This is a genomic window from Brucella anthropi ATCC 49188 (assembly GCF_000017405.1).
GTDB classification, from domain to species: domain Bacteria; phylum Pseudomonadota; class Alphaproteobacteria; order Rhizobiales; family Rhizobiaceae; genus Brucella; species Brucella anthropi.
Window position 1 is genome coordinate 1983090 of record NC_009667.1, and the last position, 24903, is coordinate 2007992.

The following is a 24903-nucleotide window of genomic DNA, read 5'->3' on the forward strand; positions in this document are numbered from 1 at the left end:
CGATTCAAAACAAATATTTAGAGCGCCGATCTGATCCAATCAGATCGAAATGCGCTCTAAAACCCAACCCACTGGCGCAGCGGATTGGTTCCTTCCATCAAAAGGCGAACTGCCAGCGCCAGGCTGACAACGATCAAAAGCGGTTTGATAATGCGTGAGCCGACCTTCATGGCGAGGCTTGCGCCAATCTGTGCGCCGATAAACTGGGCGACGCCCATACAGATACCGATCTTCCAGTTGATGACGCCGACAGCGGCAAAGGTTGCAAAGCCGCCGACATTGGACGCACAGTTGAGAAGCTTCGTGTGCGCGGTGGCTTTCAGCACACCGAAGCCGGCCAGCGCCACGAAAGCGAGCATGAAGAACGAACCGGTCCCGGGGCCGAAAAGGCCATCATAAAAACCGATCAGCGGAACGAGTGTTACGCCGAAAAGAAACGGGCCGATACGTCGCGCACGATCAACATCGCCAAGGCTCGGCTTGATGGCAAAGTAGACTGCAATCGCGATGAGGAGGATTGGCAGCGCTGCACGCATGATGTCGACCGGCAGAACCGTTGCGAGTAAAGCGCCGAACACTGAACCGATGAGCGATGCAAGTGCTTCAGGCCACTGTTCCTTGATGTTTACATGCCCTTTGCGTGCATAGGCGATGGTTGCCGATGACGAGCCGAACAAGCCTTGCAGCTTGTTCGTGCCAAGCGCTTCAACGGGTGGAATTCCGGCCAGTAGCAAGGCGGGGATTGTAATCATTCCGCCACCACCGGCGATGGAATCGATGATCCCGGCGATGAATGCCGCAGCCGTCAGGAGCAGGGTAAGTGTATCGAAAAATTCAAGCATAGGGGAAGCCCAAGGGAGAGGTGGGCGCAACATAGAGCAGCTGCTTTCCTAACGCTAGTCGGACAAGGATAATCTTCGAAGAAAGCCAGTGCGTTGAGCGCGATTGTTTTCCGGTGCATCCGGCGTTATTCATTATATTCAGGCTGAAAGTTTTGAGGGTTCCATGAGCGAGAGCATCTTTGAGCGGATTACCGCTTTTCTCAGCAAGAAGAGCGCCGTGCAGCGCGTGGCCGATGATCCGGCGCTCGCATCTGAACTGCTTTTGCTGTTGCATGTGGTGTTTGCCGATGGCGACCAGCATCCTGCTGAAATAGCGGCGTTCAAGGAAATTGCCGAAAGGAATTTCGGCATTCCGCCGGAAGAGCTTCCGGAAGTGGCCGAGTATCTCAAGGATTTCGCCTACGAGACGACAACCAAGCAAGCTGCCAACATGCTGGCCGAGATGGCACCGGATCGCCGTTTGGCGCTGCTTAGTGACCTCGTAAAGATTGCCTGTTCCGATCACCGGCTTGACCGTTCCGAGGCAACGATGATCCAGCGCATTGCCGATACACTCGGCGTCAAGCCGGAAGAGCTGCACAAAGCACGCCAGTCGTCGCCCTGTGGGTTCTAAAAACTACAGCACAGTCCTCGGCATGGGCGGTTCGTCCGGCGTGACATTCGACGAGCTTTTGGCTTTGGCCGATCAGGTGTTGTTACAAGGCTGCCGTTCGCGGCCTGACGCTATCGCAACCTTGAGTACCAAGTGTGGCGAGCTCGCATGGAACGAGCTTGCAGCGCACTATGAATGTGCGCTTTGTTTCTTCGATGCCGAGCGGCTGGAAAAGGAAACTCCGCGTCTCGAAAACCCATCGGAGACTGTTTTCGAGACAATTGGATGTCATGGTGTCGCTGAAGCGGCTGCGCTTGCTGCCACCGGTCCGAATGGCTTTCTTGTGGTCGAAAAAACCGTATCAGGCCGGGCAACTGCCGCATTGGCTGTCGCCCGGTCCCGACTTCGGATTATGCGGCAATAGTCTTACGTCGCTGAATAATGTAGGCCACGAGCGTAGCGATCGAAAGCAGAGTTGCGGTCGCTGTGATGACGGCAACATAAGCACTCTCAAAAGCCGCCGATGCCAGTGCCGTCAGAGTTTGTGCATCTGCTGGCGATAGGGATTGAGCTGCCAGAAGCGCTTCGTCCAGACTGTCGCGCACGATTGCGGGGATACCTGCACCTTCAGGAATCACAAGGCTTGCCGTGTAGAATACGGACAAAATGCTTCCGAAAACCGTGACACCGAGAGCATTGCCGAGTTCAAAGGAAACTTCTTCAACGGAAGCTGCCATGCCTGCCTTTTCAACCGGTGCATTGGTCATGATCGCCGACGATGCACCTGTCATGGCAGCTCCCACGCCGAAGCCGAGAATCGCAAGCCCGACCAGATAGAACGATGCCGAAGTCTTGTAAGTCAGAATGTAGACAATAACGCCGAGTGCTGTGATCCCCAGCGACGACCACAGAAGCTTGCCGGTACCAAGGCGCGGCAGCATGATGCCAGCGAGCGGCCCTGCAACGAAAGCGGCCAGAGGAATAGGCAAGATTGATAATCCGGCATGCAAGGGTGTCATGCCTTCGATCAGCTGCATGCGCTGGCTGAAGACGAGCTCCATCCCCGTCATTGAACCGGACGCCACCAGAGCTGCGAAAACACCCATCGAAAACAGCTTGTTGTTGAACAGAGAAAAGTCGATCAGCGGTGCTTCGCTTGCGAGCTGCCTGCGCACGAAGATGAATGATGCGACCAACCCGATTGCAAGCGCGGCTGTAAATACAGTCATGGACGCATCGCGCTTTGCGAGTTCCTTCACGGCATAGGTGAGTGCAATCAATCCAACCATAATCTGGATCGAACCGATCAAATCCCATTTGCGCTTGGAGCCGAGCGGACGGTTTTCAAGTGTGAAGACGGAGAGTGACAGTGCAACCAGTACGACGGGTACGTTGATAAGGAAGACCGATCCCCACCAGAAATATTCCAGCAGAACGCCGCCTGCCACAGGGCCGATGGCGGCGCCGCCTGATGCAATAGCCGCCCAGATGCCGATTGCAAGCGAGCGTTCCTTGTCATCGGTGAACGTCAACCGAATGATGGAGAGCGTTGCGGGCATCATCATGGCTGCGCCGCAAGCGAGAAATGCGCGAGCGGCAATAAGGAATTCCGGGTTTGGCGAGTAGGCCGCGCAGAATGAGGCAAGCCCGAAGACTGTGAGTCCAGACATGAACATGCGCTTGTGGCCGACCTTGTCGCCAAGCGTGCCGAGGCCGGGCAGGAGCCCTGCAACGACGAGCGGATAGATGTTCATGATCCAGAGCTTTTCGGAAGCGCTGGCCGCGAGATCGTGGGTGAGGCGGGGTAGCGCCGTATAAAGCACCGTCATGTCCACGACGATCAGAAACAATGCGCTGGAAACAATGGTCAGAACCAGCCAGCGATTTTTCGGCAACATTGGATAGTACCTTTTCAATACGCTTGTATTCAAACTTGCGAGGAGGGCTCACTTAATATAAATCCGTCTGTATGGAAAGTGAAAATTTGCACAAAATAGGCAGGCCGCGCTCAATCGACCGTGACCATGTGCTCGATATGGCTGAAAAGCTCGTCGCCGAAGGTGGGCTGGTCGCCCTCACCATGGATGCCGTCGCACAGGCTTCTGGTGTGACCAAAGGGGGCGTTCAGTATTGCTTCGGCAATAAGGACGGGCTTTTGAAAGCGATGATCGGGCGGTGGGGCGATCGTTTCGACGCACAGGTCGACAAGAAAAAGCAAGGCCGCATGGACGCGCTTTCTCATATCGCCGCCCATATTCGCGTGACCCGCGAAAGCGATGCCGAAGACGACTCGCGCTTTGCGGCCATGATGACCAGTCTCATTCCTAACACCGAACATCTGGATGAAACCCGTCTCTGGTATCGCAAGCAATGGGATGGGCTTGACGTCTCCACACCGGAAGGGCGCAGGACTCGGCTGGCCTTCATAGCCAATGAAGGTGCATTCCTGTTGCGCAGCTTCAATTTCTTCGAACTGACGGATGAGGAATGGCAGTCGATCTTCAACGATATCGAAGAGCTTTTGCCGGAAACGGATTGACTTTCGACATCACGGAAAGTCATGTCCGCAGTTCAGGAAGGGGAAATCGTGACTGTTCATTTCATTGGAGCCGGCCCCGGCGCGGCGGACCTTATCACCGTGCGCGGTCTGCGCCTCATCGAGCAATGTCCTGTCTGCATCTATGCGGGCTCGCTGGTGCCGAAGGAGGTTGTTGCCGGAGCACCGAAGGATGTGCGTCTGGTCGACAGTTCATCGCTAACGCTGGACGAGATTATCGCTGAGATGGAAGCAGCACATGTGCAAGGCCTCGACGTTGCGCGAGTGCATTCGGGCGACCCGTCGATTTATGGCGCTATGGCTGAACAGATGCGTCGGCTGGACAGTCTAGGCATTCCATATGATGTGACGCCGGGGGTGCCAGCTTTTGCAGCCGCTGCCGCTGCCATGAAGCAGGAACTGACCATTCCCGAGGTCAATCAGACAATCATCCTGACCCGTACCTCGATGAAATCGTCTGCCATGCCTGAAGGCGAAGACCTTACCACACTCGGGCGGTCGGGTGCGACGCTGGTGATCCATCTTTCCATCCGGAACCTCAACAAAATCGAGGCCGAGCTGACACCTCTTTACGGTGCTGATTGCCCGGTGGTTATCGCCTATCGCGTTGGATGGCCTGATGAACAAATTCTACGCGGTACGCTGTCAGATATAGCGGAGAAGGTGGCTGCATTCGGGTTGAAACGTACGGCAATGATTTTTGTCGGGCGCGGACTGGACCCTAAAAGCTTTCGCGATTCAGCGCTTTACCATGAAGCGCACAGCCACGCGGCGCGTTCAAAAACCTAGTGCTTTGCGGGCGAATATGATTGCCTCTTCTGGCGAGGTGACAACGTTTCTGGCCGCGACCGGTGGCCGAGAAATCATCATGACCGGAAGTCCCAGTGCACGGGCAGCCTCGATTTTTGCATAGGAAATGGTGCCGCCCGAATTGCGGCTGACGATCAGCCCGATCCTGCGGCCTTCCAGAAAACGCTTCTCCGCAGCGTAATCGCCGGGTCTCGCCAGAACGATTTCGCAATCCTGTGGTAGTGCCACATCCGGTGGATCGATCATGCGGATGACGAAATGAGCATCGGCACGCTTCGCAAAAGGGGCGATATGCTGGCGACCGAGCGCCAGAAACACACGCTCGCCGGATGGGATGGCGTTCGCGGCTTCGGCTTCGTCGGAAATATCAATCCAATGATCTCCCGGCTTTTCCTCCCAGGCGGGGCGCTCCAGCCTCACCAACGGTATGCTGCGCTTGCCTGCCGCCTGCATTGCATTTTGCGAGATGCGTGCGGCATAGGGATGGGTCGCATCAATGATGAGGTCTATCCGTTCTTCGTCGAGATAGGCAGCAAGCCCATCAACACCTCCGAAGCCACCGCTTCGAACCGTTCCGGTCAGTTTGGCTGGATTGCTGGTACGCCCGGCAAGCGAGGTAATGGCATTGACGGGCAGCCCTGCGAAGGCCGTTGCAAGTGCCGCAGCCTCGGTCGTTCCGCCGAGAATGAGTATCTTGGGGTCAGACGCGCGCAAGGATATTCCCACTGCGATCAGTTACGATAATCTCGACCGCGACCGGCGCGCCGCGAAGGGTTTCGAGCGCGGTTTCCTTCGCCTTGAGCGCAATTGGCGTGGCCATGTCGAGGCCGATTGATTGAGTCAGTTCAAGTACTTCCAGCGCAGTGTTCGCAAAGAGAATCTGATCCTTCATGCTTTCCGGCGCGCCAGCCTTTTCGGCGAGGGTCCAAAGGAAACTCTTGTCCACTTGCGACCGTGAAGAATGGAGGTCGAGCGCACCTTGCGCAAGCTTCGTCAGCTTGGCGAAACCGCCTGCGATCGTAAGTTTGTCGATAGGATGCTCGCGCAGATATTTGAGCACACCGCCAGCGAAATCGCCCATGTCGAGAATGGCAAAATCGGGCAGATCATAGAGCGCCTGCGCAGCATCCTCGGACGTCGAACCTGTCGCGCCGAGGACATGTTTCTGCCCGGCTGCGCGTGCAACGTCGATGCCGCGATGGATCGAATGTATCCAGGCTGAACACGAAAACGGGTGGACCACACCAGTGGTGCCGAGAATGGAAATACCGCCGACGATACCGAGACGCGGGTTCCATGTCTTTTTGGCAATCTCTTCGCCGCCGGGCACTGATATCGTAATGACGATATCCGCGGGCAGGCCGTATTCGGCGCAAATCTGCTCGCAGATTTCGGTCATCATGCGGCGCGGGACCGGATTAATAGCTGCTTCGCCCGGAGGGATTTGAAGGCCAGGTCGCGTAACTGTGCCAACGCCTTCACCTGCACGAAAGACGACGCCGGTTCCGGGTGGGGCCGGGAATACGGTCGAGATGATCGTGGCACCATGGGTCACGTCAGGATCGTCGCCTGCATCCTTGACGATGCCTGCCATCGCATAGCCATCGCCCAGCCCTTCATAGGCGAGCTGGAAATAGGGTACTTCCCCCTTGGGCAGAATTATACCGACGGGATCAGGAAATTCACCGGTAATAAGCGCCGTCAATGCCGCCTTGGTGGCAGCGGTTGCGCAGGCGCCCGTGGTCCAGCCGCGGCGGAGCTCGGCTTTTTCCTGACTTTTATTCGTTGGAGCGGTTTCGTCATTCATGGACGCCTTATAATGTATCTGATAGCTGTGCCGCCAGATAGAATAGTGGTTGATGAAAATGAACAAGGCTGAAGAAACGGCTGCATGTGTCATTGCGAGGAGCAAAGTGACCTTGCCTGCGATGGAGCCCGGCCATGTCTGGCTCGTTGGGGCCGGGCCGGGCGATCCCGGTCTTTTGACGCTTCACGCTGTCAACGCCCTGCAACAGGCGGATTTCATCGTTTACGACGCGCTGGTGGATGATGCCTGCCTGTCTCTCAAGAATGCAGATGCTGTTTTGGAATATGCAGGCAAGCGCGGCGGCAAGCCTTCACCGAAACAGCGTGATATATCCCTGCGGCTTGTCGAACTTGCAAAATCGGGAAAGAAGGTGCTGCGCCTGAAAGGCGGTGATCCGTTCGTATTCGGACGGGGAGCAGAAGAGGCGCTGACCTTGGTGGAGCATGGTGTTCCGTTTCGCATCGTTCCCGGAGTGACCGCAGGAATCGGCGGCCTTGCCTATGCAGGCATTGCAGCCACCCATCGCGATATCAATCAATCGGTGACCTTTCTGACCGGTCACGATGCCAGCGGCTCGATGCCTGACGGAATCAACTGGACTGGGATCGCCAAGTCTGCGCCGGTTATCGTCATGTATATGGCGATGAAACATATAGACCTTATCGCCAGGCGGCTGATCGAGGCAGGGCGTTCGCCGGATGAGCCTGTCGCCTTCGTGTGCAATGCAAGCCTCCCCAACCAGACCGTACTTGAAACGACATTGGCGCGGGCTGCAAAAGATGTTGAAGCGGCGGGGCTGAACCCGCCTGCAATTGTGGTCGTAGGTGAAGTGGTTCGTCTGCGTGCCGGGCTGGACTGGATGGGGGCGTTGAACGGCAAAGCCCTGTCCAGCGATCCGCTTGCCAGACGAAATCAAAATGAGGGAGTGCGAAGCGCATGAAGGGGTTCATGATAGCAGCGCCGGCTTCCGGGTCTGGCAAGACAACGGTAACGCTGGGTTTGCTGCGCGCCTTGAAGCGGCGGGGAGAAGCGCTTGCGCCGGTCAAGGCCGGTCCCGACTATATCGACCCCGCCTACCACAAGGCTGCAAGCGGGGTGGATTGCTTCAATCTGGACCCTTGGGCGATGCGCCCTGAACTTATCAGTGCACTGTCCTCCCGCATGACGGAAAGTGGTGCCAGGCTATTGGTTGCCGAGGGCATGATGGGGCTCTTTGACGGAGCGATGGACGGCAAGGGTTCATCTGCCGATCTTGCCCGGCTTCTCGATCTGCCGGTGGTGCTGGTGGTGGATTGTGCCCGGCAATCACATTCCATTGCCGCTCTTGTCTGGGGTTTCAGCCAGTTTCGCAAGGATGTGCTGATTGCGGGCATCATCCTCAATCGCGTTGGCAGCTCCCGGCATGAGGCTATGTTGCGCGGCGCATTGGAGCCGCTCCGTATTCCGGTTCTTGGTGCATTGCCTCGCGATACTGCTCTTTCCTTGCCGGAAAGGCACTTGGGGCTGGTGCAGGCGGGCGAGCACTCCGATCTTGAGAGCTTTCTCGAACACGCTGCAGATACGATGGAAACGCATATCGATCTGGACGCGCTGCAGACGATCTGGTCGCGACCGAAGCGCTTCGATGCGATGGCCAATGTCCCGCGCCTGAAGCCGCTGGGCAACCACATTGCCGTTGCCCGCGATGACGCATTTGCCTTTGCCTATGCGCATTTGTTTGAAGGCTGGCGCAGGCGAGGGGTGGAGATTTCATTCTTCTCACCGCTCGGCGATGAGTCTCCGAGACAGGATGCCGATGCAATCTATCTGCCGGGCGGCTATCCTGAATTGCATGCAGGGCGTTTGGCGCAGGCAGGACGCTTTCAGGCGGGCATACGCGAAGCTGCAGCCCGTGGGGTAACAGTTTACGGCGAATGTGGCGGTTACATGGTTCTCGGCGAAAGCTTGCAGGATGCGGAGGGTGTTGCGCATCCAATGCTGGGTCTTTTGCAGCTTGAGACGAGTTTTGCGAAAAGAAAGCTTCATCTTGGCTACCGGGTGCTGGAACCGCTTGAAGGTTCTCCCTGGACGGAGCCACTGAAAGCGCATGAGTTTCACTATGCCAGCATCGTGCGTGAAGGAAAGGCTGATCGTCTTTTCCGTGTGCGTGATGCTGTCGGCGACGATGTTGGCGAGGCAGGCCTGAGAGTCGGCTCCGTTTCAGGCTCGTTCATGCATGTCATCGATTTTTGCGGAGAGAAAGCTTGAGTGCAGAAATCGAGCATGGCGGCGCGCTCGACAAGGCCGTCGCGCGTTTTGGTGGCAGGCCGCAAGACTGGCTCGACCTTTCGACGGGCATCAATCCAGAGCATTTTCCGCTTCCCGAACTGACACCTGAAATCTGGAACCGTCTGCCTGATGAAGGATTGTTACAGGAAACGTTGCGACTGGCCCGCAGCTATTATCGACTGAACGAGAAAGTACCGATCGTTGCAGCGCCGGGCACGCAGGCTTTGATCCAGCTCGTTCCAACGCTGATCGCGCCGTCGACGGTAGCCATCCTCGGACCGACCTATCAGGAACACGCTGCTTCGTTCGCCGCTTCCGGCTGGAAGGTTGTGCAATGTGTGACGCTTGATGAAATTCCGAGTGAGGCAACAGCGGCAGTCATCGTTAATCCGAACAATCCAGACGGTCGCGTGATTTCGAAAGAGGCTCTCCTGCAACTTGCACAGAAACTCGGTGCTCGCGGCGGGTTTCTGGTTGTTGATGAGGCGTTCGCCGACGCGCATGAGGCTGTCAGCATTGCGGCAAATGCGGAAGATGCACCGATGATCGTGCTGAAATCCTTCGGCAAGTTTTTCGGGCTTGCTGGCGTTCGTCTGGGCTTTGCAATTACAGGCGGTCGTCTTGTTGAAGCGTTGGAGCGGCGGCTTGGACCATGGGCGGTTTCTGGCCCGGCACTGGCAATCGCCAATCATGCTTTCAGCGATGCCGGAACGCTTGCGGATTATCGCGCCCGTGTTGATCTGCGGCGGGCGGAGTTGTCGGCTGTTCTGGACAAAAGCGGTCTGAAGGAAATTGGCGGCACGGCGTTATTTTCTCTCGTCGAAGACGTGGATGCAATCGGGATTTACACCAGATTGTGCGAGAGACATATTCTGATCCGGAAATTCGATTACGCCCCGCGCTGGTTGCGCATTGGTTTGCCTTTGGATGATGTGGCGCTTGCGCGGTTTGAAAAGGCGTTGAAATTTTGATTCAGTTTTTCTGGTCAAGCTCATGGAAATAAAGCTGATTATTCTTTCGCTGGCGCTTCTTCTGGATCGCTTTGTCGGCGATCCGCCGCAGCTATGGCAGAAGGTGCCGCACCCCGTCGTCCTGTTCGGAAAAGCAATTTCGTGGGGCGAAAAGCGCTGGAACAATCGCAATCTCTCTGCCTCGGTGCTTCGCCGAAACGGCATGTGGCTGACGATCGGGCTGGTGATGGCCTGTGTGGTTCTGGGGCTCGTCCTTGAACTCTCGTTACCCTTCGCCGGGACTGCCGGTGCAGTTGCCGAAATCCTGATCGTGACGGTGCTGCTTGCACAGAAAAGCCTTGCCGATCATGTGCAGGCGGTCGCACTGGCATTGCGTGAGGAAGGGATCGAGGGCGGTCGTCGGGCTGTGTCGATGATCGTCGGGCGCAATCCCGAACATCTCGATGAAGGCGGTGTCAGTCGTGCAGCGATAGAAAGCCTCGCGGAAAACGCTTCAGATGGTATCGTTGCACCTGCGTTCTGGTTTTTGGTCGGTGGGCTACCCGGTTTGTTCGCCTACAAGCTGATCAATACCGCTGATTCCATGATCGGCCATCTGAATGATCGCTATCGTGACTTTGGTCGTTTTGCCGCAAAGCTGGACGATGTCGCTAATTATATCCCAGCCAGACTGACCGGACTGCTCGCCTCCCTTGCGACCGCGATCACGAAAGACAGGCTTTCAGGCAAAGAAGCGTTTTCCGTTATGCGCCGTGATGCACGTCTGCATCGCTCGCCCAATGCTGGCTGGCCGGAATCGGCTTTTGCAGGCGGGCTGGGGCTGGCGCTTGCCGGTCCGCGCCAATATGGGGCGGAGAAAGTCGAAGGGCCGATGCTGAATGCATCCGGCAAGCGCGACGCCAACGCTGATGATATCGATGCCGCGCTTCACCTTTTCTGGTCGACGATGAGCCTGATGACCGGACTGGTGATTGCTGCGAGCCTGATTGGGCTACTTGTCGGCTAGCACGAACCGCTTGCCATCGAACCGCTGCAGGCGGTTCGGGTTGTCGGTTCGGACACCATTGCCATCGAACTTGATCGAGCCAAGAACGGTTTCAAAGGAATTATTGCGGAGTGTGTCGATAATCGGCAGCTTCTGCTCGTCGGCATGTTTGATCACATCCGCAGGGATTTCCGCACTGGCATAGCCAATGATTGCATAGGCGTCTGCAAGTTTCCCGGCTTGACGCAATGCATCGATTGCTGGCTTTGCCGTCGAGAGTTCCTGCGGACGGAGCGGGGCAATCATCAACGTGCCCTGACTTAGGGGTTGTGTGCCGGGTGCTGCGTCAAGAAGACTGCCGCCTGCAATTGTCAGCGGGTAGTTGAGCGCGGTAGCGCTTGCGCCTATAGCCGCGATATCGTCGCGTTCACCGCCGACATAAACATGGGTAGCGCCTGCGCGCCGCAACCGGGCGACCAGAGCATTCTGGTTATCGAGACCCGGTCGGTAGGTGTCTGTGAAAACCGGCTGTAGTTGTTGCTCTTTAAGGCTGGCTAAAACGCGTGCAGCTCGTTCGCGTCCTTCGATGGTACCATCATCGATGATTGCGAAAGATTGCGCGCGCCAAAGGCTGCCAAGGAAGCTCCCGGTTGCCTGTGTTTCCTTGTCGAGGCCGGTTGCAAGACGGAATACCGCCATCGGCACGGGGGCACGTCTTTCAGTCAACGTGGCTTCGCTGACGCCTGATGTCACAACAGGTATGTTGCTGGCTGCGAGAACCGGAAGTGCTGCTTCAAGCGCTTCCGGGCACAGAAAGCCGGTGACGACCCGGACGTTTTCCTTGACGAAGCGTTCTGCGGCTTCCTTGCCGCCTTCAGCATCGCAGCGATCATCGAAAATAACGAGTTCTGCGCCTTTTGCAGTGGCGGCTACACGAGCGCCTTCCGCCAGCTGATTGCCCAATGGAGCGAACGTTCCGGACAGCGGTGCTGCGAGCCCGACGCGCATATCCTCCGCCTGCGCCAGTACTGAACTGGCCAGCAGTATAAGGATGATACTTGTCAGCGCTGCGGTCGGACGTTTCCCAAGCTCGATCACGTGATCCGTCTTCATTAAACAATTCGTGGCATTTTCAACGAAAAGTGGGTAGCTGTTTCCTGGCCTTTGTGCAATGCCCGTTATGTGGGCCCCTTATTTGGGCTCGTTATGCGGACTTGTTACCAGGGTAGCTGGCTTCAGATAACATGCCATAGGGCGAGACGGATTCTGTTGGACGTGCAAACGATTAAGAACATCATTTCAAGTGCAGCTTCGGTGGAATCCAAGTCCTATCGGGATGCCATGAGTCATTACGCCGGCGCAGTACAGATCGTCACGACTGCCGGTAGTGCGGGAAGGCGTGGTCTGACGCTGACGGCGGCCTGTTCGGTTTCGGATAATCCGCCGACGATCCTGATTTGCCTGCAAAAGATTCATGAAGAAAACCGGCTGTTCATCGAAAACGGCGTGTTCGCCGTCAACACGCTCGCGGGGTCGCACCAACAGCTCGCAGACGCTTTTTCGGGCCGTATCGGCCTGACCCAGGATGAGCGGTTCGAACTGGCGCGCTGGGATGTTCAGGTGACCGGAGCACCCATATTGCAGGGTGCACTTGCCGCTTTCGATTGCCGGGTGGTCAGCGTGCAGGATCACTCCACGCATCACGTCCTTTTCGGGGAAGTTGTGGGCCTGCGGTCCAAAGCCGAGGACGAGGCGCTGGTCTATCTCAACAGGCGCTATCATACGCTGGAGCTGTAATCCGATGAGCCATAGAATGTTGAAGCATGGAATAGGTGGCCTGTTTGGGGCATTGTTTCTGTTTTCAACTGTGATGGCATCCGGGGCAGCGTCTTTGCCGCCATACAAGGACGATTATTTCGCCTATCCCGGCATTATCAGCAGCGCTGACGATGGTGATTACAAGGTTATCGATTACAACGAGATGCGCGATATCAACGGGCGCGATGCGGTGCCTGAAAAGCGCGTGAAAGATGCTTATGTCTCGCTGAAGGCGCGCGCTTACCAGAAGGACGTTACCTTTCAGACTGCTGCCGGGCCGGTGAAGGCCATGACAGCAGGCAAGCGCGAAGGCGCGTCCTTTATCGTCATCTACCTGCATGGTAGGGGCGGTAATCGCCTGCAAGGTATGAATGATTTTACCTTTGGCGGCAATTTCAACCGTGTGAAGAATCTCGCGGCATTGAATGGCGGTCTCTATATCACGCCGGATTTCAAGGATTTTGCCGATGCGGGTGAGGCGCAGATTGCCGGATTGATCGAAGCAGCCAAGGCATCATCACCGAGCGCTCCGTTGATCCTGTCCTGCGGCTCGCAAGGCGGAACACTATGCTGGCGCATAGCGGCTGATGAAAAGGCGGGGAACCAGCTCGCAGGCCTTATTCTGCTCGGCTCGCTTTGGGATGACGGATTTTTCAAGTCACCCGCATTCAAGAAACGTGTGCCAGTCTTCTTCGGACATGGCAGCCGTGATCCGGTTTTTGCAATCGACAAGCAGGAAGCCTTTTATCGCGAGATCCGCAAGCGCGCGCCGGGTTATCCGGTCCAGTTCCGGCGTTTCGAAAGTGGTAATCACGGCACGCCGATCCGCATGTCCGACTGGCGCGAGATGCTGAACTGGATTCTAGCAAAACAGTGATGCCAGACTGTGGATGCGAATCGAAATTCTGGCAATGTGACCTTCCTGCCACTCGACAATCGAGCAAAACCGAATAGTTATCGAACTTAAAATTTTACCTACTCAGCAGATCCTATGAGGTAGATCATGTACGGACGCGCCCGCACCGGAGCCCGTTTTCTAGCCATTGCCATGTTGGCCCCGCTTGCCGCTGCCTGCACGACGACTGTACCAACCACGACGGCGACGCCGGGCAAGACCGATGCCCCGATCAGCGCGCCGACGATTTCGATGCCTCGCTTCACGCCGACGGCTTATGTCGATCCGGCGCTCGCGCAGCCGTGCATCACTGCCGCTGCCAACAAGTATTTCCTGCCGGAACACGCTATCTCTGCCATCAACTCCCGTCCGGGTGCAGCAGGCGGCACCGATGTCGATCTCAAGGTCGATCTGCGTACCGCTGTTTGCCAGCTGACCGCCAAGGGCGGTGTGCGCGCTGTTATCGATACGTCGCCGAAGAGCGCCGATCAGGTTGCAGCTGAAGCGGCAGCAGCCAAGGCCGATGCAGCCGCCGCTGCCCAGCCGAAAAAAGCTAAGGCGAAGAAGAACTGATTCAACAATCAGGGATAACACATGAAAAAGGCAGGGTTTTCCCTGCCTTTTTTGTTTGTCATTTCTCTGGCTTTTCGCCGTACCAGCGCGGTGTATAAACCCACTCCCTGCCATCAGACTTCGCAAAAACTTGCGTGTGGGACGAGCCGACAATCACAACGGTTCGCATATCGACATCATCTGGTGTCAGTGCGCCGAGCGTGGTTGTCCGTGTAGTTTCAGCCGGTCTGCCTATGTCGCGCCCAAGGACAACAGGCGTTTCGGGAGACCGATATTGTCGCAGGATTTCAAGCGCGCGACCAAGCTGATGCGGACGTGCCTTGGAGATGGGATTGTAGAACGCCATGGCGAGATCGGCTTCGGCGGCAAGCGCAAGGCGCTTCTCGATAATTTCCCAGGGTTTCAGATTGTCCGATAGCGAAATAATGCAGAAGTCGTGTCCAAGCGGCGCTCCGATCCGCGATGCGGCGGCCATTGCAGCGGAAATGCCGGGCTGGATGACGAGCTCCACGCCGTGCCATGCCGCATTTTCCGTTTCGTGAAGCGCCTCCACGACTGCCGCAGCCATGGCGAAGACACCGGGATCGCCCGAGGAAACCATGGCGACATGTCGCCCGGAAGCAGCGAGTTCGAATGCATGACGTGCCCGCTGCATTTCTTCCCGATTATCAGTCATATGAACGATCTGATCGGCGCGGAAAGGACGAAGGTTTTCTTCCGCCATCCGCACATAGGTCTCATAGCCGAGAATGTCTTCGGCCTGTTCCAGTTCGTGCTGAACGGCAGGCGTCATCAGCTCTCGTGATCCGGGCCCAAGGCCGATGACGACGAGCTTGCCGCGTTTTCGACCGACAAACAGAACATCTGCCGGGCTGGCAGCCACCGCAATGGCAAGCCCCTCGCGCTCTGTCAGCTCGACCGGCTGTTCCACCGAATGAAGAACGATCTCACGAGCATCGGTTGCATTCGCCACATAGCGCAGCGGGACACCAATTTTCGCCGCAGCCTCTTGGAGCCGCGGCGAAGTGCAGTCTTTTTCGTGGGCGAGAAGCAATGCCAGCGACGCTGGGGCAATGCCTGCATTGGCGAGAGCATCTTCAATATCGTTCTGAATGTTCTCGCTGACCCTATCGACGCCAATCGCCACACTGCGCGGATGATAAATCAGCTCGTCTGGCTGGGGCGTGCGGATGTGAGGCGTTATGCTGATCGTCAGCGCACCGTCATTGGCGAAAGGCAGTTTGGAATTCGCAAGCCAGCGTGATTTTCCGTCAAGCTGCACCTTCTGTCCCGCAAGCAGGTTCGACGTGAAATTTTTCGCGTCGTCAGGATTGGCAAGGGTCAGTTCGGCAGGCGGGTGCAGCAGATTGATACCGAACCGCAGTTCGCCGGACGTGGTTACGGCAGGCGCAACCTCAAGTGCTGCCGCAATCTGCCGAGCCATGTCATTGACACCGGAGAGACCACCCAGAAGCGGCACAACTGCGCTTCCATCTTCGGCGACAGCAAGAACCGGCGGTTCGACACGTTTGTTGTGCAGAAGCGGTGCGAGTGCGCGAATGATGATACCGGCTGCGCAAAGCGCAATGATGGGGCGGCCCTCCTCATAAAGCGACCTGACCGCATCGCCGAAATGCACGAAGGTTTCATCCAGCGACGCAACACGGTTCTGGAGGCCGCGTACTTCGGCGCGTTCCAGCACCGATGCGATCCGCCGCGCGGCAGGAACCGCCGCTTCTCCAAGAACCAGAATTGCGGGAATCACGCGCCGTTCCATTTTTGCCCCGGAACGAGAATGATTGAGAAATAGGGACAGTCGCTACCATTGACTTCGGCGAGCGGCACAATGCGCTGATTGGCCATGGTGGCGCGCTCAACATAGAGCGCACGGTCCATGAGACCGAGTTCGCCCAAAACAACACGAACCTTATCGAGGTTTTTGCCAAGCTTCATGATAGCTGCAGCGCCTGTATCCGCGAGCCGCCGCGTCAATTCTTCCGCGCTCATGACGCCGGAGAGAACGGACAATGTCTGATTGCGATAGACCAGTGGCGCGCCCAGCACAGCCGAAGCGCCAAGAACGGAGCAGACACCGGGCACGACTTCCGTTTCATACTGATCGGCAAGCCGGTCGTGAATATACATGAACGAGCCATAGAAAAATGGATCACCTTCCGCGATCACGGCCACATCCTGACCGCGATCAAGATGGCTCGCGATCGTGCTCGCTATCTCGCTGTAGAAATCGCTGACGATCTGTTCGTAATCCATATGCGCGGGAAGCTTTTCCGTCGTCACTGGATAGATCAACGGCACCAGAACCTGTTCCGGTGAAAGATATTCCTCGACTATTGTGAGGGCATTGCCCTTCTTCCCCTTGGCGGCGTGATAAGCCACAACCGGTGCGCTTTTGAGGAGACGCAGGGCTTTAAGCGTTATCAGTTCGGGATCGCCGGGGCCAACGCCCAGGCCAAACAGTCTGCCTTTTACCGTCATTATTCGCGCTCCGACGCGAGCGCATTGACTGCCGCTGCCGTCATGGCGCTGCCACCACGTCTTCCGCGTACAATCACATAAGGTACACCGCGGCTGTTTGTGGCGAGTTCGTCTTTGGATTCTGCCGCGCCGACAAAGCCAACCGGCATGCCGATGATGAGCGCAGGTTTTGGCGCGCCAGCATCCAGCAATTCGAACAGGCGGAAAAGGGCGGTCGGTGCATTCCCGATTGCAACAATGCTGTTGCCGAGATGCGGGAGCCAGAGGTCGAGCGCTGCAGCCGAGCGGGTATTGCCGATCTTCGTTGCAAGCTCGGGAACCGATGGGTCGTTCAGCGTGCAGATGACTTCATTATTGGCAGGCAGACGAGAGCGCGTAATACCCTCTGCCACCATGCGTGCATCACAAAGAATGGGCGCACCGGCGAGCAGAGCGTCGCGTCCGGCTTTGCCAGCGTCTTGCGAGAAAGCGAGGTCATTGACCACATCCACCATGCCGCAGGCATGAATGACACGGACTGCAAGCTTTTCCAGATCGGTTGGTATCCGGCTTAGATCGGCCTCGGCGCGAATGATGGCGAAGGACCGGTCGTAAATGGCCTGCCCATCGCGAATATAGTCTGTCATGGTGACCGCTCTAATCAGTGTCGGGCGTTCAGAAGGCACGCCGCTTCGTCAATGGTGATATCAGTCGCCAATAGCCGTCCAAAGCGCGATGGTCCAGCCCCGTCTTGCGGAAACGTCTCTTGCGCGTAAAGATCGTAGCGACCTGTCGAGCGCGCCAGAAGCGTGTGCGGCAAAGGTGCAAGTGCTGCGCATGACTTGGCGCATCCCGTGATGTGCACGGATGATTTTCCCGGTGCCAGATATGTTGCCAGCCTTTTACCGTCTGTCTGTGTGTCGGCGAGTGCGGAGACGCAGCCATTTGATCCCGAACAGGCACGAAGCCGCGCATGTGGGGATTCGGCTGTCGTTTCGAGGTCAAGCGAACGAAGTTTTTCGGTTACTTCACCAATCTGGGTTTCGCCTACATAAGGCAGGATAACGCCTTGCCACGGCGTCAGACGCAGTTCACGCCTTCCGCTGTCGGAGAGGTCTGCCAGACCTGCTAGTTGCGCCGATGTCAGGCGTCCCATGAGCGGCATGGCGCCGACATAAAATGAACCGCCAGACTGCTGGTTGTTGCCGAGATGCGAAAATGGCATCGGTGCCTTGCGCTTCCAGCCGGTTGCGGGATGAATCGGGAACGACAATTCCCGGCTCAGACCTGCCACAAACTCTGATGCTGGGATGGCTTCAAACAGATGTTTCATCCGCGCAAAGCTGCCATGGCGTAAAAAACGATGCAGCATCGCTTCGATGAAGGGCAGGGCATGTTGCGCGTCTACAGCCCCCAGCGCTTCCCTGTCGGGAGACGAAGCAAGGCCAAAAGCAAAGGTTTCGCCGTCTATCGCCGAAAGCCAGATGTCACCCGGATGAGAAATCATCGCGCAGTCTTCGCCGCCGTCGATCTGCAGCGAGAATTTCGGCGACAGGGCGTAAAAGGCCTCATTCGCCTGCAGCATGTCCAGCACAGACGATGCCAGTCCGGTGACGTCGCATATCTGGCCCCGGTTGATGCCAGCGGTGGGGCTGACCATCACATTGCGAATATCATCCGCGCCGGGATTGTCGGCGCCAAGGCCAGCCGCCTGAAGTGCCGCGACGGCATCGTTCCAATGTCTGGGCGCAATACCGCGCAACTGGATATTGGAGCGAATCGACAGCTCTATCGCGCCTGCACCGAAACGTTCTGCTATTTCTGCAATCGAATGCGCCTGATCGGCTGACAGACGACCAAGTTTCAGTTTAATGCGGGCAATAGCCCCATCCCTGGCCATGACTATACGCGAAAGTCCGGGGCAGGCGTTGCGCCTGTCAGGTCTTATTTTTTCGGTCTGGCGGTTTTGCTGGCTCAACATATTGGCCTTATACGCCTTGCCGCTTGCACTTGCTACTGCCCCGCCATACGAACAGGGAAAAGGAGCATCGCGCATGGCACGCTGGCTGACAGTGATCGGGATCGGTGAAGACGGGTTTGATGGGCTTGGAAAAACCGCACTCGCGGCGCTCAACTCCGCTGCGGTCATTTTTGGCGGCAAGCGGCATCTGGATTTTCTGAGTGGCGATATCACAGCCAAGCGCGTGGTCTGGCCATCTCCGTTTGATGAAGCTTTTGCGATGATTGAGGCATATCGCGGCCAGCCGGTCGTTGTACTGGCGAGCGGCGATCCGATGTTTTTTGGTGTGGGTGCGACTTTGTCCCGGCATTTTTTGCCGGAAGAAATGCATGTTCTTTCCTGTCCGTCTTCTCTTTCGCTTGCCGCTGCACGCATGGGCTGGCCGCTTCAGGATGTGCGAATAGTCAGTGTGCACGGTCGCCCGTTCGAGTTTTTGTATCCGCATATTCTGCCGGGCGAGAAGATTTTCGTGCTCAGCAATGACGGTTCGACGCCAGAAAAAGCCGCAGCAATGCTCACGGACAAAGGTTTTGGTCAAAGCCTGATGACTGTGCTTGAGCATATTGGCGGACCGAAAGAACGCCGGGTTCAGGACATTGCCGAAAACTGGTCGCATGAACGGTGTGCCGATCTGAATGTTCTAGCAATTGAGTGTGTCGCTTTGCGAGGGACAAATGTGTTTTCGCCCATCGCCGGTCTGCCCGATGAAGCGTTCGAAAATGACGGACAACTGACCAAGCGCGACGTGCGCGCTGTTACGCTGTCGCGATTGCAGCCACTGCCGCGTCAACTGCTTTGGGATGTCGGCGCCGGTTGCGGATCGATCAGTATCGAATGGATGCGTGTTCATCCCTCATGTCGTGCGATTGCCATCGAAGCCAACGAACAACGGCAAGCCATGATTGAGCGAAATTGCGCGGCATTGGGTGTTCCCGGATTGCAATTGGTCAAGGGGGAGGCACCCTCTGCGCTGGAAGGGCTGGAAATGCCGGATGCGATCTTCATTGGCGGCGGCGTTACCAACGGCAGGGTTATCGAAACCTGCTGGAACGCCCTGAAACCGGGTGGCAGGCTTGTTGCTAATGCCGTAACGCTGCAAAGCGAAATGCTGCTTTTCAACTGGCGCGAAAAATTCGGTGGAGAATTGACGCGCCTTGGTGTTGCGCAAGCCGGTGCACTTGGCTCTTTCGATGTCTGGCGACAGGCACTGCCCGTCACAATTTATTGCGGGTTCAAATCGAAATGATGACTTGAATAGTCATGTTATATTCGGGTAAGGCTGGGGAAATTGTTTCCCAAAGGAGGACGGGGCATGTCCGAACTCAACGCCAATACCCGCTTTGCGCTCACAAATGCCGGTCATGTGGTCAATCAGCTCCTCGATCATTTTGTCGAGCATGCCGACGTGCATCGGCAGGGCAGCACGGCCAAGCTGGTGCTGAGCTTCGGTCAGGCTGATGTGCAATGGGATGATGAAACGGTTAGCGTCGACGTTAAAAGCGAGGACGAAACCGGTCTTGCCTATATGAAATATTCCATCGCCGAGCATGTGTTGGAATTTCTCGACAAGGGCAGCGCCAAACCGAAGATCATCTGGGAAGGTGATGGGGCCGCCGGGTTGCCGCTGCCTTACTTCCGCGAGATGCAGGTCGTTGCAGTATCGAACGTAACGCCGCATATGCGTCGTATTCGTCTGAAGGGCGACAACCTGTTCCGCTTCTCGCAGTTGGGTCTTCATATCCGCCTGCTGTTTCCACCGGAAGGTCTTGCCAAGCCGCAATGGCCCACAACCGGCGAAGATGGCCGTCCCGTCTGGCCGGATGGCGAAGCCAAGCTTGCCACGCGTGTCTATACGATCCGCAACATCGATAGCGTAGCCGGCTGGGTGGATATCGATATGGTCGTCCATGGCGATGATTGCGACGCGCCGGGTTCCGGCTGGGCTGTCAGTGCCAAGCCGGGCGATATTGTCGGGATGACGGGTCCGGGCGGTGGTGATGCAGGCGATGCGAAGTGGTATCTGCTTGCGGGCGATGAAACCGCGCTACCTGCCATCGGGCGCATTCTGGAGCGTCTGCCGGAAGGGACCAAGGCGGTCGTGCGCGTCGAGATTGGCAGTGCTTCGGAAGAGCAGGAACTTGTCTCGCGAGCTGATGTCGATCTGCAGTGGCTGAACCGCGACGGTGCGGAAGCCGGAACGACGACATTGCTGCAGGATGCGGTCCGCGCAGTCGAACTACCGGAAGACGAGGATGACATTTACGTCTGGGCCGGTTGCGAGTTCAACGCATTCCGGTCGATCCGCACCTATATGCGCAAGGAACGTAATGTTGCGAAGGATCGCCAGCTTATTGTCGCCTATTGGCGGCGCGGGCAGGATGGCGACACACCGCGCAAGGCATCCGACGATTGATGCAATGAAAAAGGGGACCGGCAGGTCCCCTTTGTTTTTTCGCATGTCTTTATCCCAAAGCTGGTTGCCCCTTCTGGGAGACAAGCTTTTGCATTATCTGCGGAAGCCTTCGCTGGCCCGCATCAGGTTCTTCGTATAGTCGGCATGGATATTGCCGCTGACAAGATCGTCTGCCTGCAGCTGTTCCACGACCTCGCCATTACGCATGACAGCAAGCCGGTCGCACATATGGGTCACAACGCCAAGATCGTGGCTGACCATGACGAAGGTCAGGTTGCGGTCACGCCGAACCTGTTCGAGCAGGTTCAAGACTTCCGCCTGAACCGATGCATCGAGCGCTGAGGTCGGCTCATCGAGCAGCAATATGCTGGGCTCAACGATCAAGGCGCGGGCAATGGCGATACGCTGGCGCTGGCCGCCTGAAAGCTGGTGCGGATAGCGAAAGCGGAAGCCGGAACCGAGGCCGACTTCATCGAGCGCCTTCACGATGCGCTGTTCCGTGTCGCCGACGCCATGGATGGCAAGCGGCTCCAGCAACAGTCGATCCACGGTCTGCCGGGGATGCAGCGAGCCGTAAGGGTCCTGAAACACCATCTGGACATTGCGATAGAATGCCTTGTCGCGCGGCGTCTTCAGCAATTGCCCGTCGATGCGGATTTCGCCGTCTTCGACGGGTGCCAGTCCTGCAACGGCACGCAGCAGGGTCGATTTTCCTGAACCGGACTCACCCACAAGGCCATAGGATTCACCGCGCGCCACATCGATGCTGACTGATTTCAGCGCATGGAAATGGTCGAAATAGACGTCGATATTGTCGACGCTCAGTGCAGATGCCGTGCTCATAGTTTCCCCTGTCATAGCTTCCAAGCCTCCTCGCGCTGCAAGGTTGGCAGGGGATGGCGATCGGCTCCGATTTTCGGCATGCAGTTCAGCAATCCTTGCGTATAAGGATGTTTCGCATTGGCGAGGTCCTTCGCCGCAATTTCCTCTACGATCTTGCCCGCATACATCACGATGACGCGGTCGCAGAAGGAAGAAACGAGGCGCAGGTCGTGGCTGACAAAGATCAGACCCATGCCGCGCTCGGCAACCAGCTTATCCAGAATGCCGAGCACTTCGAGCTGAACCGTCACGTCGAGGGCCGAAGTCGGCTCGTCGGCGATCAGCATTTCCGGCTCGGCCACCAGCATCATGGCGATCATCACGCGCTGGCCCATACCGCCCGAAACTTCGTGCGGATAAAGGCTCATGACGCGTTCAGCATCACGAATCTGCACGGCTTCGAGCATGGCGATTGAGCGCTTGCGGATTTCATCGCTGCTGAATTTGCCATGGGCCTTCAGCGTTTCGGCGATCTGCTTGCCGATGGTCATGACAGGGTTGAGCGAATATTTCGGGTCCTGCAAGACCATGGCTATGCGGCCGCCGCGCAAGGCGCGGCGTTCACGTGCCGACGCGTTTAGAAGGTCGATGCCATCGAACTCAAGTTTTCTGGCGGTGATCTTCGCATGGAGCGGGGTAAGCCCCATGATGGCGCGGCCGGTCTGGGATTTGCCAGAACCGGATTCGCCAACAATACCGAGACGCTCGCGGCCAAGCTCGAAGCTGACACCGCGCACGGCCTCGATTGCGCCTGTGCGCGTCGGGAAGGTGACGCGCAGGTCATCAACAGTCAAAAGAGGCTTCATTGATTGTTACCCCGCGGATCGAGCGCATCGCGCAGGCCATCGCCCAGAAGATTGAAGCCAAGGCTGACGATCAGGATCGCAATACCCGGCATGGCTGCAACCCACCACTGGTCGAGAATGAAGCGGCGACCGGAAGCGATCATCGCGCCCCATTCAGGCAATGGCGGCTGAGCGCCGAGGCCGAGGAAGCCGAGGCCCGCTGCCGTCAGGATGATGCCTGCCATGTCGAGCGTCACACGCACGATCAGCGAAGATGTGCAGAGCGGCATGATGTGGCGTACGACGATGCGGATCGGCGAAGCGCCCATCAGGCGAACGGCGGAGATATAGTCCGAGTTGCGCACAGTGAGCGTTTCCGCACGCGCAATACGCGCATAGGGTGGCCACGAGGTGATCGCGATGGCGATGATAGCATTTTCGATGCCGGGTCCGAGAGCAGCAACGAAGGCCAGCGCGAGAATGAGCTTCGGGAAGGCAAGGAAGATATCGGTGATGCGCATCAGTACGGCATCGACCCAACCACCGGCATAACCGGCGACAGTACCGACCAGAAGGCCGATAGGCGCGGCGATGATGGCGACCAGCAACACCACATAGAGGGTGAGGCGGGAGCCATAGATCAGACGCGAAAGAATATCGCGGCCCTGATCGTCGGTGCCGAGCAGATAGCCGGGTGTTCCCGGCGGCAGCAGGCGGGCATTGGCGAGATCGCCGATAACCGGCGAATGCGGCGCCAGCACATCGGCCAGCGCTGCGACGACGAGCAGGCCGATGATAATCAGAAGGCCGAGGACGGCCAGCTTGTTGGCGGTGAAACGCCGCCAGACCATATAGGCGCGGCCAAGACGGGCCTGGGTGCGCGATTGGGGTCGCTCGGTAAGCAGCCATTCACGCCATGAGAGGTTGGAAATATCTGTCATTTGGCTCATCGTACGCGCGTCCTTGGATCGAGAACCCGATAGAGAAGATCGGACACGAGGTTGAGCGCGATAAAGACCGACCCGATAACGATAGTGCCACCGAGAACGGCATTCATATCAGCGTTTTGGAGGGAATTGGTGATGTAGAGTCCGAGGCCGGGCCAGGAGAAGATGGTTTCGGTCAGAACCGAACCTTCCAGAAGTCCGGCATAGGAAAGCGCAATCACAGTCACGAGCGGGACGGCGGCATTGCGCAGCGCATGGCCCCAGATGATGCGGGTTTCCGAAATACCCTTGGCGCGAGCAGCAACGATATATTCCTGTTCCAGCTCATTGAGCATGAAGGAACGGGTCATGCGGCTGATATAGGCCAAGGAGAAGTAGCCGAGCAAAGCCGACGGCAGGATAAGGTGGGAGACGATATCCTTGAGAGCTGGCCAGTCGCGCTGGATGATCGCGTCGATCAGGTAGAAACCGGTGATCGGAGTGAACGTGTATTCGAATGTGATGTCGATACGTCCGGGACCCGAGGTCCAGCCGAGCCGCGCATAGAAGATCAGAAGTGCCAGCATACCGAGCCAGAAGATCGGCACCGAATAGCCAACGAGGCCGATCACGCGCACAATCTGGTCGACGAGGCTACCACGCTTCACGGCGGCGAGAACGCCGAGCGGAATGCCGAACAAAGCGCCGATGATGGTGCCGACGGTAGCGAGTTCCATGGTCGCCGGGAAAACGCGGCGAATGTCGGTCATGACCGGATTGGTCGTCAGTACCGAAGTGCCGAAATCGCCTTGCAGCACGCCCTTAACGTAAAGATAGAACTGCTGGTAATAGGGCAGGTTGAAGCCCATCTCTTCCCGCACGCGCGCCACGACATGCGCAGGAGCACGGTCGCCGACGATGGCAAGCACGGGGTCGATCGGCACCACACGGCCAATAAAGAATGTGACGGCCAGAAGGCCCAGATAGGTCGTGATGACGATAACCAGAAAGCTGGCTAACGACGCGGCAAGGACCGTTGAACGCCGGGGCGCTCGCCTTACCTTTTTCGTGGTTACAGTGTTACTCAATGTTTTGACCGCTTCCGACAATGAGAACATTTCAGAACAGGGGTGATCTGAAGTCCCAGTCATCTTTGCTTGAAAAGCCCTAGAACGGTTTTGATGAGCCGTTCCATTTCGTGTTGTGACGCATTTCCGGACACGAAAAAGGTTCGCTGGAAACGCTCTGGAGCGGCTTTCCTTTTTGATTCAGAAAACCGCTCCA

Annotated in this window: 26 protein-coding genes; 13 read left to right on the forward strand and 13 right to left on the reverse strand. The window is 57.2% G+C overall.

Annotated elements, in window-relative coordinates; all coding sequences use genetic code 11:
- Positions 1-56: 56 nt before the first annotated feature.
- Positions 57-842: a TSUP family transporter gene (locus OANT_RS09775; RefSeq protein ID WP_040130105.1), complete on the reverse strand. Its 786-nt coding sequence runs from the start codon at positions 840-842 to the stop codon at positions 57-59.
- 163 nt (positions 843-1005) lie between these two features.
- Between OANT_RS09775 and OANT_RS09780 the strand changes: the two genes are divergently transcribed.
- Both OANT_RS09780 and OANT_RS09785 read left to right on the forward strand, forming a co-directional pair.
- Positions 1006-1455 carry a tellurite resistance TerB family protein gene (locus tag OANT_RS09780; RefSeq protein ID WP_010659842.1) on the forward strand — a complete coding sequence of 150 codons (450 nt, stop codon included), beginning with the start codon at positions 1006-1008 and terminating at the stop codon, positions 1453-1455.
- 22 nt (positions 1456-1477) lie between these two features.
- Entirely contained in the window at positions 1478-1858 is a 381-nt protein-coding gene (locus OANT_RS09785; RefSeq protein WP_040129224.1) for a cobalamin biosynthesis protein, read from the forward strand.
- Here OANT_RS09785 and OANT_RS09790 read toward each other — a convergent pair.
- Positions 1845-3332, reverse strand: a complete 1488-nt coding sequence (locus OANT_RS09790) for an MFS transporter (protein WP_012091862.1) — start codon at positions 3330-3332, stop codon at positions 1845-1847. The two genes, OANT_RS09785 and OANT_RS09790, sit on opposite strands and share 14 nt — an antisense overlap.
- Before the next feature lie 86 nt (positions 3333-3418).
- Between OANT_RS09790 and OANT_RS09795 the strand changes: the two genes are divergently transcribed.
- Together OANT_RS09795 and cobM are read left to right on the forward strand one after the other, a co-directional pair.
- Positions 3419-3973: a TetR/AcrR family transcriptional regulator gene (locus OANT_RS09795; RefSeq protein WP_010659845.1), complete on the forward strand. Its 555-nt coding sequence runs from the start codon at positions 3419-3421 to the stop codon at positions 3971-3973.
- Between the two features lie 48 nt (positions 3974-4021).
- A complete protein-coding gene (gene cobM / locus OANT_RS09800) occupies positions 4022-4780 on the forward strand; it encodes a precorrin-4 C(11)-methyltransferase (RefSeq protein ID WP_040130107.1) in 759 nt (252 codons plus the stop codon).
- Here cobM and OANT_RS09805 read toward each other — a convergent pair.
- Positions 4769-5515 (reverse strand): cobalt-precorrin-6A reductase, encoded by a 747-nt coding sequence (locus tag OANT_RS09805; protein ID WP_012091865.1) that lies wholly within the window; start codon positions 5513-5515, stop codon positions 4769-4771. The genes cobM and OANT_RS09805 overlap by 12 nt on opposite strands.
- Positions 5502-6608 carry a cobalt-precorrin-5B (C(1))-methyltransferase gene (locus tag OANT_RS09810; RefSeq protein WP_012091866.1) on the reverse strand — a complete coding sequence of 369 codons (1107 nt, stop codon included), beginning with the start codon at positions 6606-6608 and terminating at the stop codon, positions 5502-5504. Before OANT_RS09810 ends, OANT_RS09805 begins: the two co-directional genes overlap by 14 nt.
- A gap of 58 nt (positions 6609-6666) precedes the next feature.
- Between OANT_RS09810 and cobA the strand changes: the two genes are divergently transcribed.
- From cobA to cbiB, 4 genes are read left to right on the forward strand one after another with little or no spacing between them, the layout of a single operon-like run.
- Positions 6667-7548 carry a uroporphyrinogen-III C-methyltransferase gene (gene cobA / locus OANT_RS09815; RefSeq protein WP_012091867.1) on the forward strand — a complete coding sequence of 294 codons (882 nt, stop codon included), beginning with the start codon at positions 6667-6669 and terminating at the stop codon, positions 7546-7548.
- Complete coding sequence (locus tag OANT_RS09820) at positions 7545-8855, forward strand: cobyrinic acid a,c-diamide synthase CobB (protein ID WP_012091868.1); 1311 nt, start codon at positions 7545-7547, stop codon at positions 8853-8855. The genes cobA and OANT_RS09820 overlap by 4 nt, the downstream gene beginning before the upstream one ends.
- Positions 8852-9847 (forward strand): threonine-phosphate decarboxylase CobD, encoded by a 996-nt coding sequence (gene cobD, locus OANT_RS09825; protein WP_012091869.1) that lies wholly within the window; start codon positions 8852-8854, stop codon positions 9845-9847. Before OANT_RS09820 ends, cobD begins: the two co-directional genes overlap by 4 nt.
- A 22-nt stretch (positions 9848-9869) precedes the next feature.
- Positions 9870-10853: an adenosylcobinamide-phosphate synthase CbiB gene (cbiB, locus tag OANT_RS09830; RefSeq protein WP_012091870.1), complete on the forward strand. Its 984-nt coding sequence runs from the start codon at positions 9870-9872 to the stop codon at positions 10851-10853.
- On the opposite strand, the gene OANT_RS09835 is transcribed toward cbiB, so the two are convergent.
- Positions 10839-11930 (reverse strand): branched-chain amino acid ABC transporter substrate-binding protein, encoded by a 1092-nt coding sequence (locus OANT_RS09835; protein WP_040130109.1) that lies wholly within the window; start codon positions 11928-11930, stop codon positions 10839-10841. The genes cbiB and OANT_RS09835 overlap by 15 nt on opposite strands.
- A 177-nt stretch (positions 11931-12107) precedes the next feature.
- Between OANT_RS09835 and OANT_RS09840 the strand changes: the two genes are divergently transcribed.
- The 3 genes from OANT_RS09840 to OANT_RS09850 all read left to right on the forward strand — a co-directional run bounded on the left by OANT_RS09840 (position 12108) and on the right by OANT_RS09850 (position 14118).
- Entirely contained in the window at positions 12108-12629 is a 522-nt protein-coding gene (locus tag OANT_RS09840; RefSeq protein ID WP_010659854.1) for a flavin reductase, read from the forward strand.
- A gap of 4 nt (positions 12630-12633) precedes the next feature.
- The gene (locus tag OANT_RS09845; RefSeq protein WP_012091873.1) at positions 12634-13527 is read left to right on the forward strand and encodes an alpha/beta hydrolase; all 894 of its coding nucleotides are present in this window, start codon (positions 12634-12636) and stop codon (positions 13525-13527) included.
- Between the two features lie 126 nt (positions 13528-13653).
- Positions 13654-14118 (forward strand): hypothetical protein, encoded by a 465-nt coding sequence (locus OANT_RS09850; protein WP_010659856.1) that lies wholly within the window; start codon positions 13654-13656, stop codon positions 14116-14118.
- 58 nt (positions 14119-14176) lie between these two features.
- On the opposite strand, the gene cobJ is transcribed toward OANT_RS09850, so the two are convergent.
- The 4 genes from cobJ to cobG are packed head-to-tail and all read right to left on the reverse strand — an operon-like array spanning position 14177 to position 18574.
- The gene (cobJ, locus tag OANT_RS09855; protein WP_012091874.1) at positions 14177-15895 is read right to left on the reverse strand and encodes a precorrin-3B C(17)-methyltransferase; all 1719 of its coding nucleotides are present in this window, start codon (positions 15893-15895) and stop codon (positions 14177-14179) included.
- Positions 15880-16614 (reverse strand): precorrin-2 C(20)-methyltransferase, encoded by a 735-nt coding sequence (locus OANT_RS09860; RefSeq protein ID WP_012091875.1) that lies wholly within the window; start codon positions 16612-16614, stop codon positions 15880-15882. The genes cobJ and OANT_RS09860 overlap by 16 nt, the downstream gene beginning before the upstream one ends.
- Positions 16614-17240 (reverse strand): precorrin-8X methylmutase, encoded by a 627-nt coding sequence (locus tag OANT_RS09865; protein WP_012091876.1) that lies wholly within the window; start codon positions 17238-17240, stop codon positions 16614-16616. The genes OANT_RS09860 and OANT_RS09865 overlap by 1 nt, the downstream gene beginning before the upstream one ends.
- Before the next feature lie 14 nt (positions 17241-17254).
- A complete protein-coding gene (gene cobG, locus OANT_RS09870) occupies positions 17255-18574 on the reverse strand; it encodes a precorrin-3B synthase (RefSeq protein WP_012091877.1) in 1320 nt (439 codons plus the stop codon).
- 73 nt (positions 18575-18647) lie between these two features.
- Between cobG and OANT_RS09875 the strand changes: the two genes are divergently transcribed.
- Positions 18648-19859 (forward strand): bifunctional cobalt-precorrin-7 (C(5))-methyltransferase/cobalt-precorrin-6B (C(15))-methyltransferase, encoded by a 1212-nt coding sequence (locus OANT_RS09875; protein WP_012091878.1) that lies wholly within the window; start codon positions 18648-18650, stop codon positions 19857-19859.
- Between the two features lie 66 nt (positions 19860-19925).
- Complete coding sequence (locus tag OANT_RS09880; RefSeq protein WP_012091879.1) at positions 19926-21026, forward strand: siderophore-interacting protein; 1101 nt, start codon at positions 19926-19928, stop codon at positions 21024-21026.
- Between the two features lie 93 nt (positions 21027-21119).
- Here OANT_RS09880 and OANT_RS09885 read toward each other — a convergent pair whose 3' ends face one another.
- Genes OANT_RS09885 through OANT_RS09900 form a run of 4 tightly spaced genes read right to left on the reverse strand, consistent with a single transcriptional unit; the run spans position 21120 to position 24737 of the window.
- Positions 21120-21869, reverse strand: a complete 750-nt coding sequence (locus OANT_RS09885; protein WP_040129229.1) for an ABC transporter ATP-binding protein — start codon at positions 21867-21869, stop codon at positions 21120-21122.
- Between the two features lie 11 nt (positions 21870-21880).
- Positions 21881-22714: an ABC transporter ATP-binding protein gene (locus OANT_RS09890; RefSeq protein ID WP_012091881.1), complete on the reverse strand. Its 834-nt coding sequence runs from the start codon at positions 22712-22714 to the stop codon at positions 21881-21883.
- On the reverse strand, positions 22711-23643 hold the full coding sequence (locus OANT_RS09895; RefSeq protein ID WP_012091882.1) for an ABC transporter permease: 933 nt from the start codon (positions 23641-23643) through the stop codon (positions 22711-22713). Before OANT_RS09895 ends, OANT_RS09890 begins: the two co-directional genes overlap by 4 nt.
- Complete coding sequence (locus OANT_RS09900; RefSeq protein ID WP_012091883.1) at positions 23640-24737, reverse strand: ABC transporter permease; 1098 nt, start codon at positions 24735-24737, stop codon at positions 23640-23642. Before OANT_RS09900 ends, OANT_RS09895 begins: the two co-directional genes overlap by 4 nt.
- Between the last annotated feature and the right edge of the window lie 166 nt (positions 24738-24903).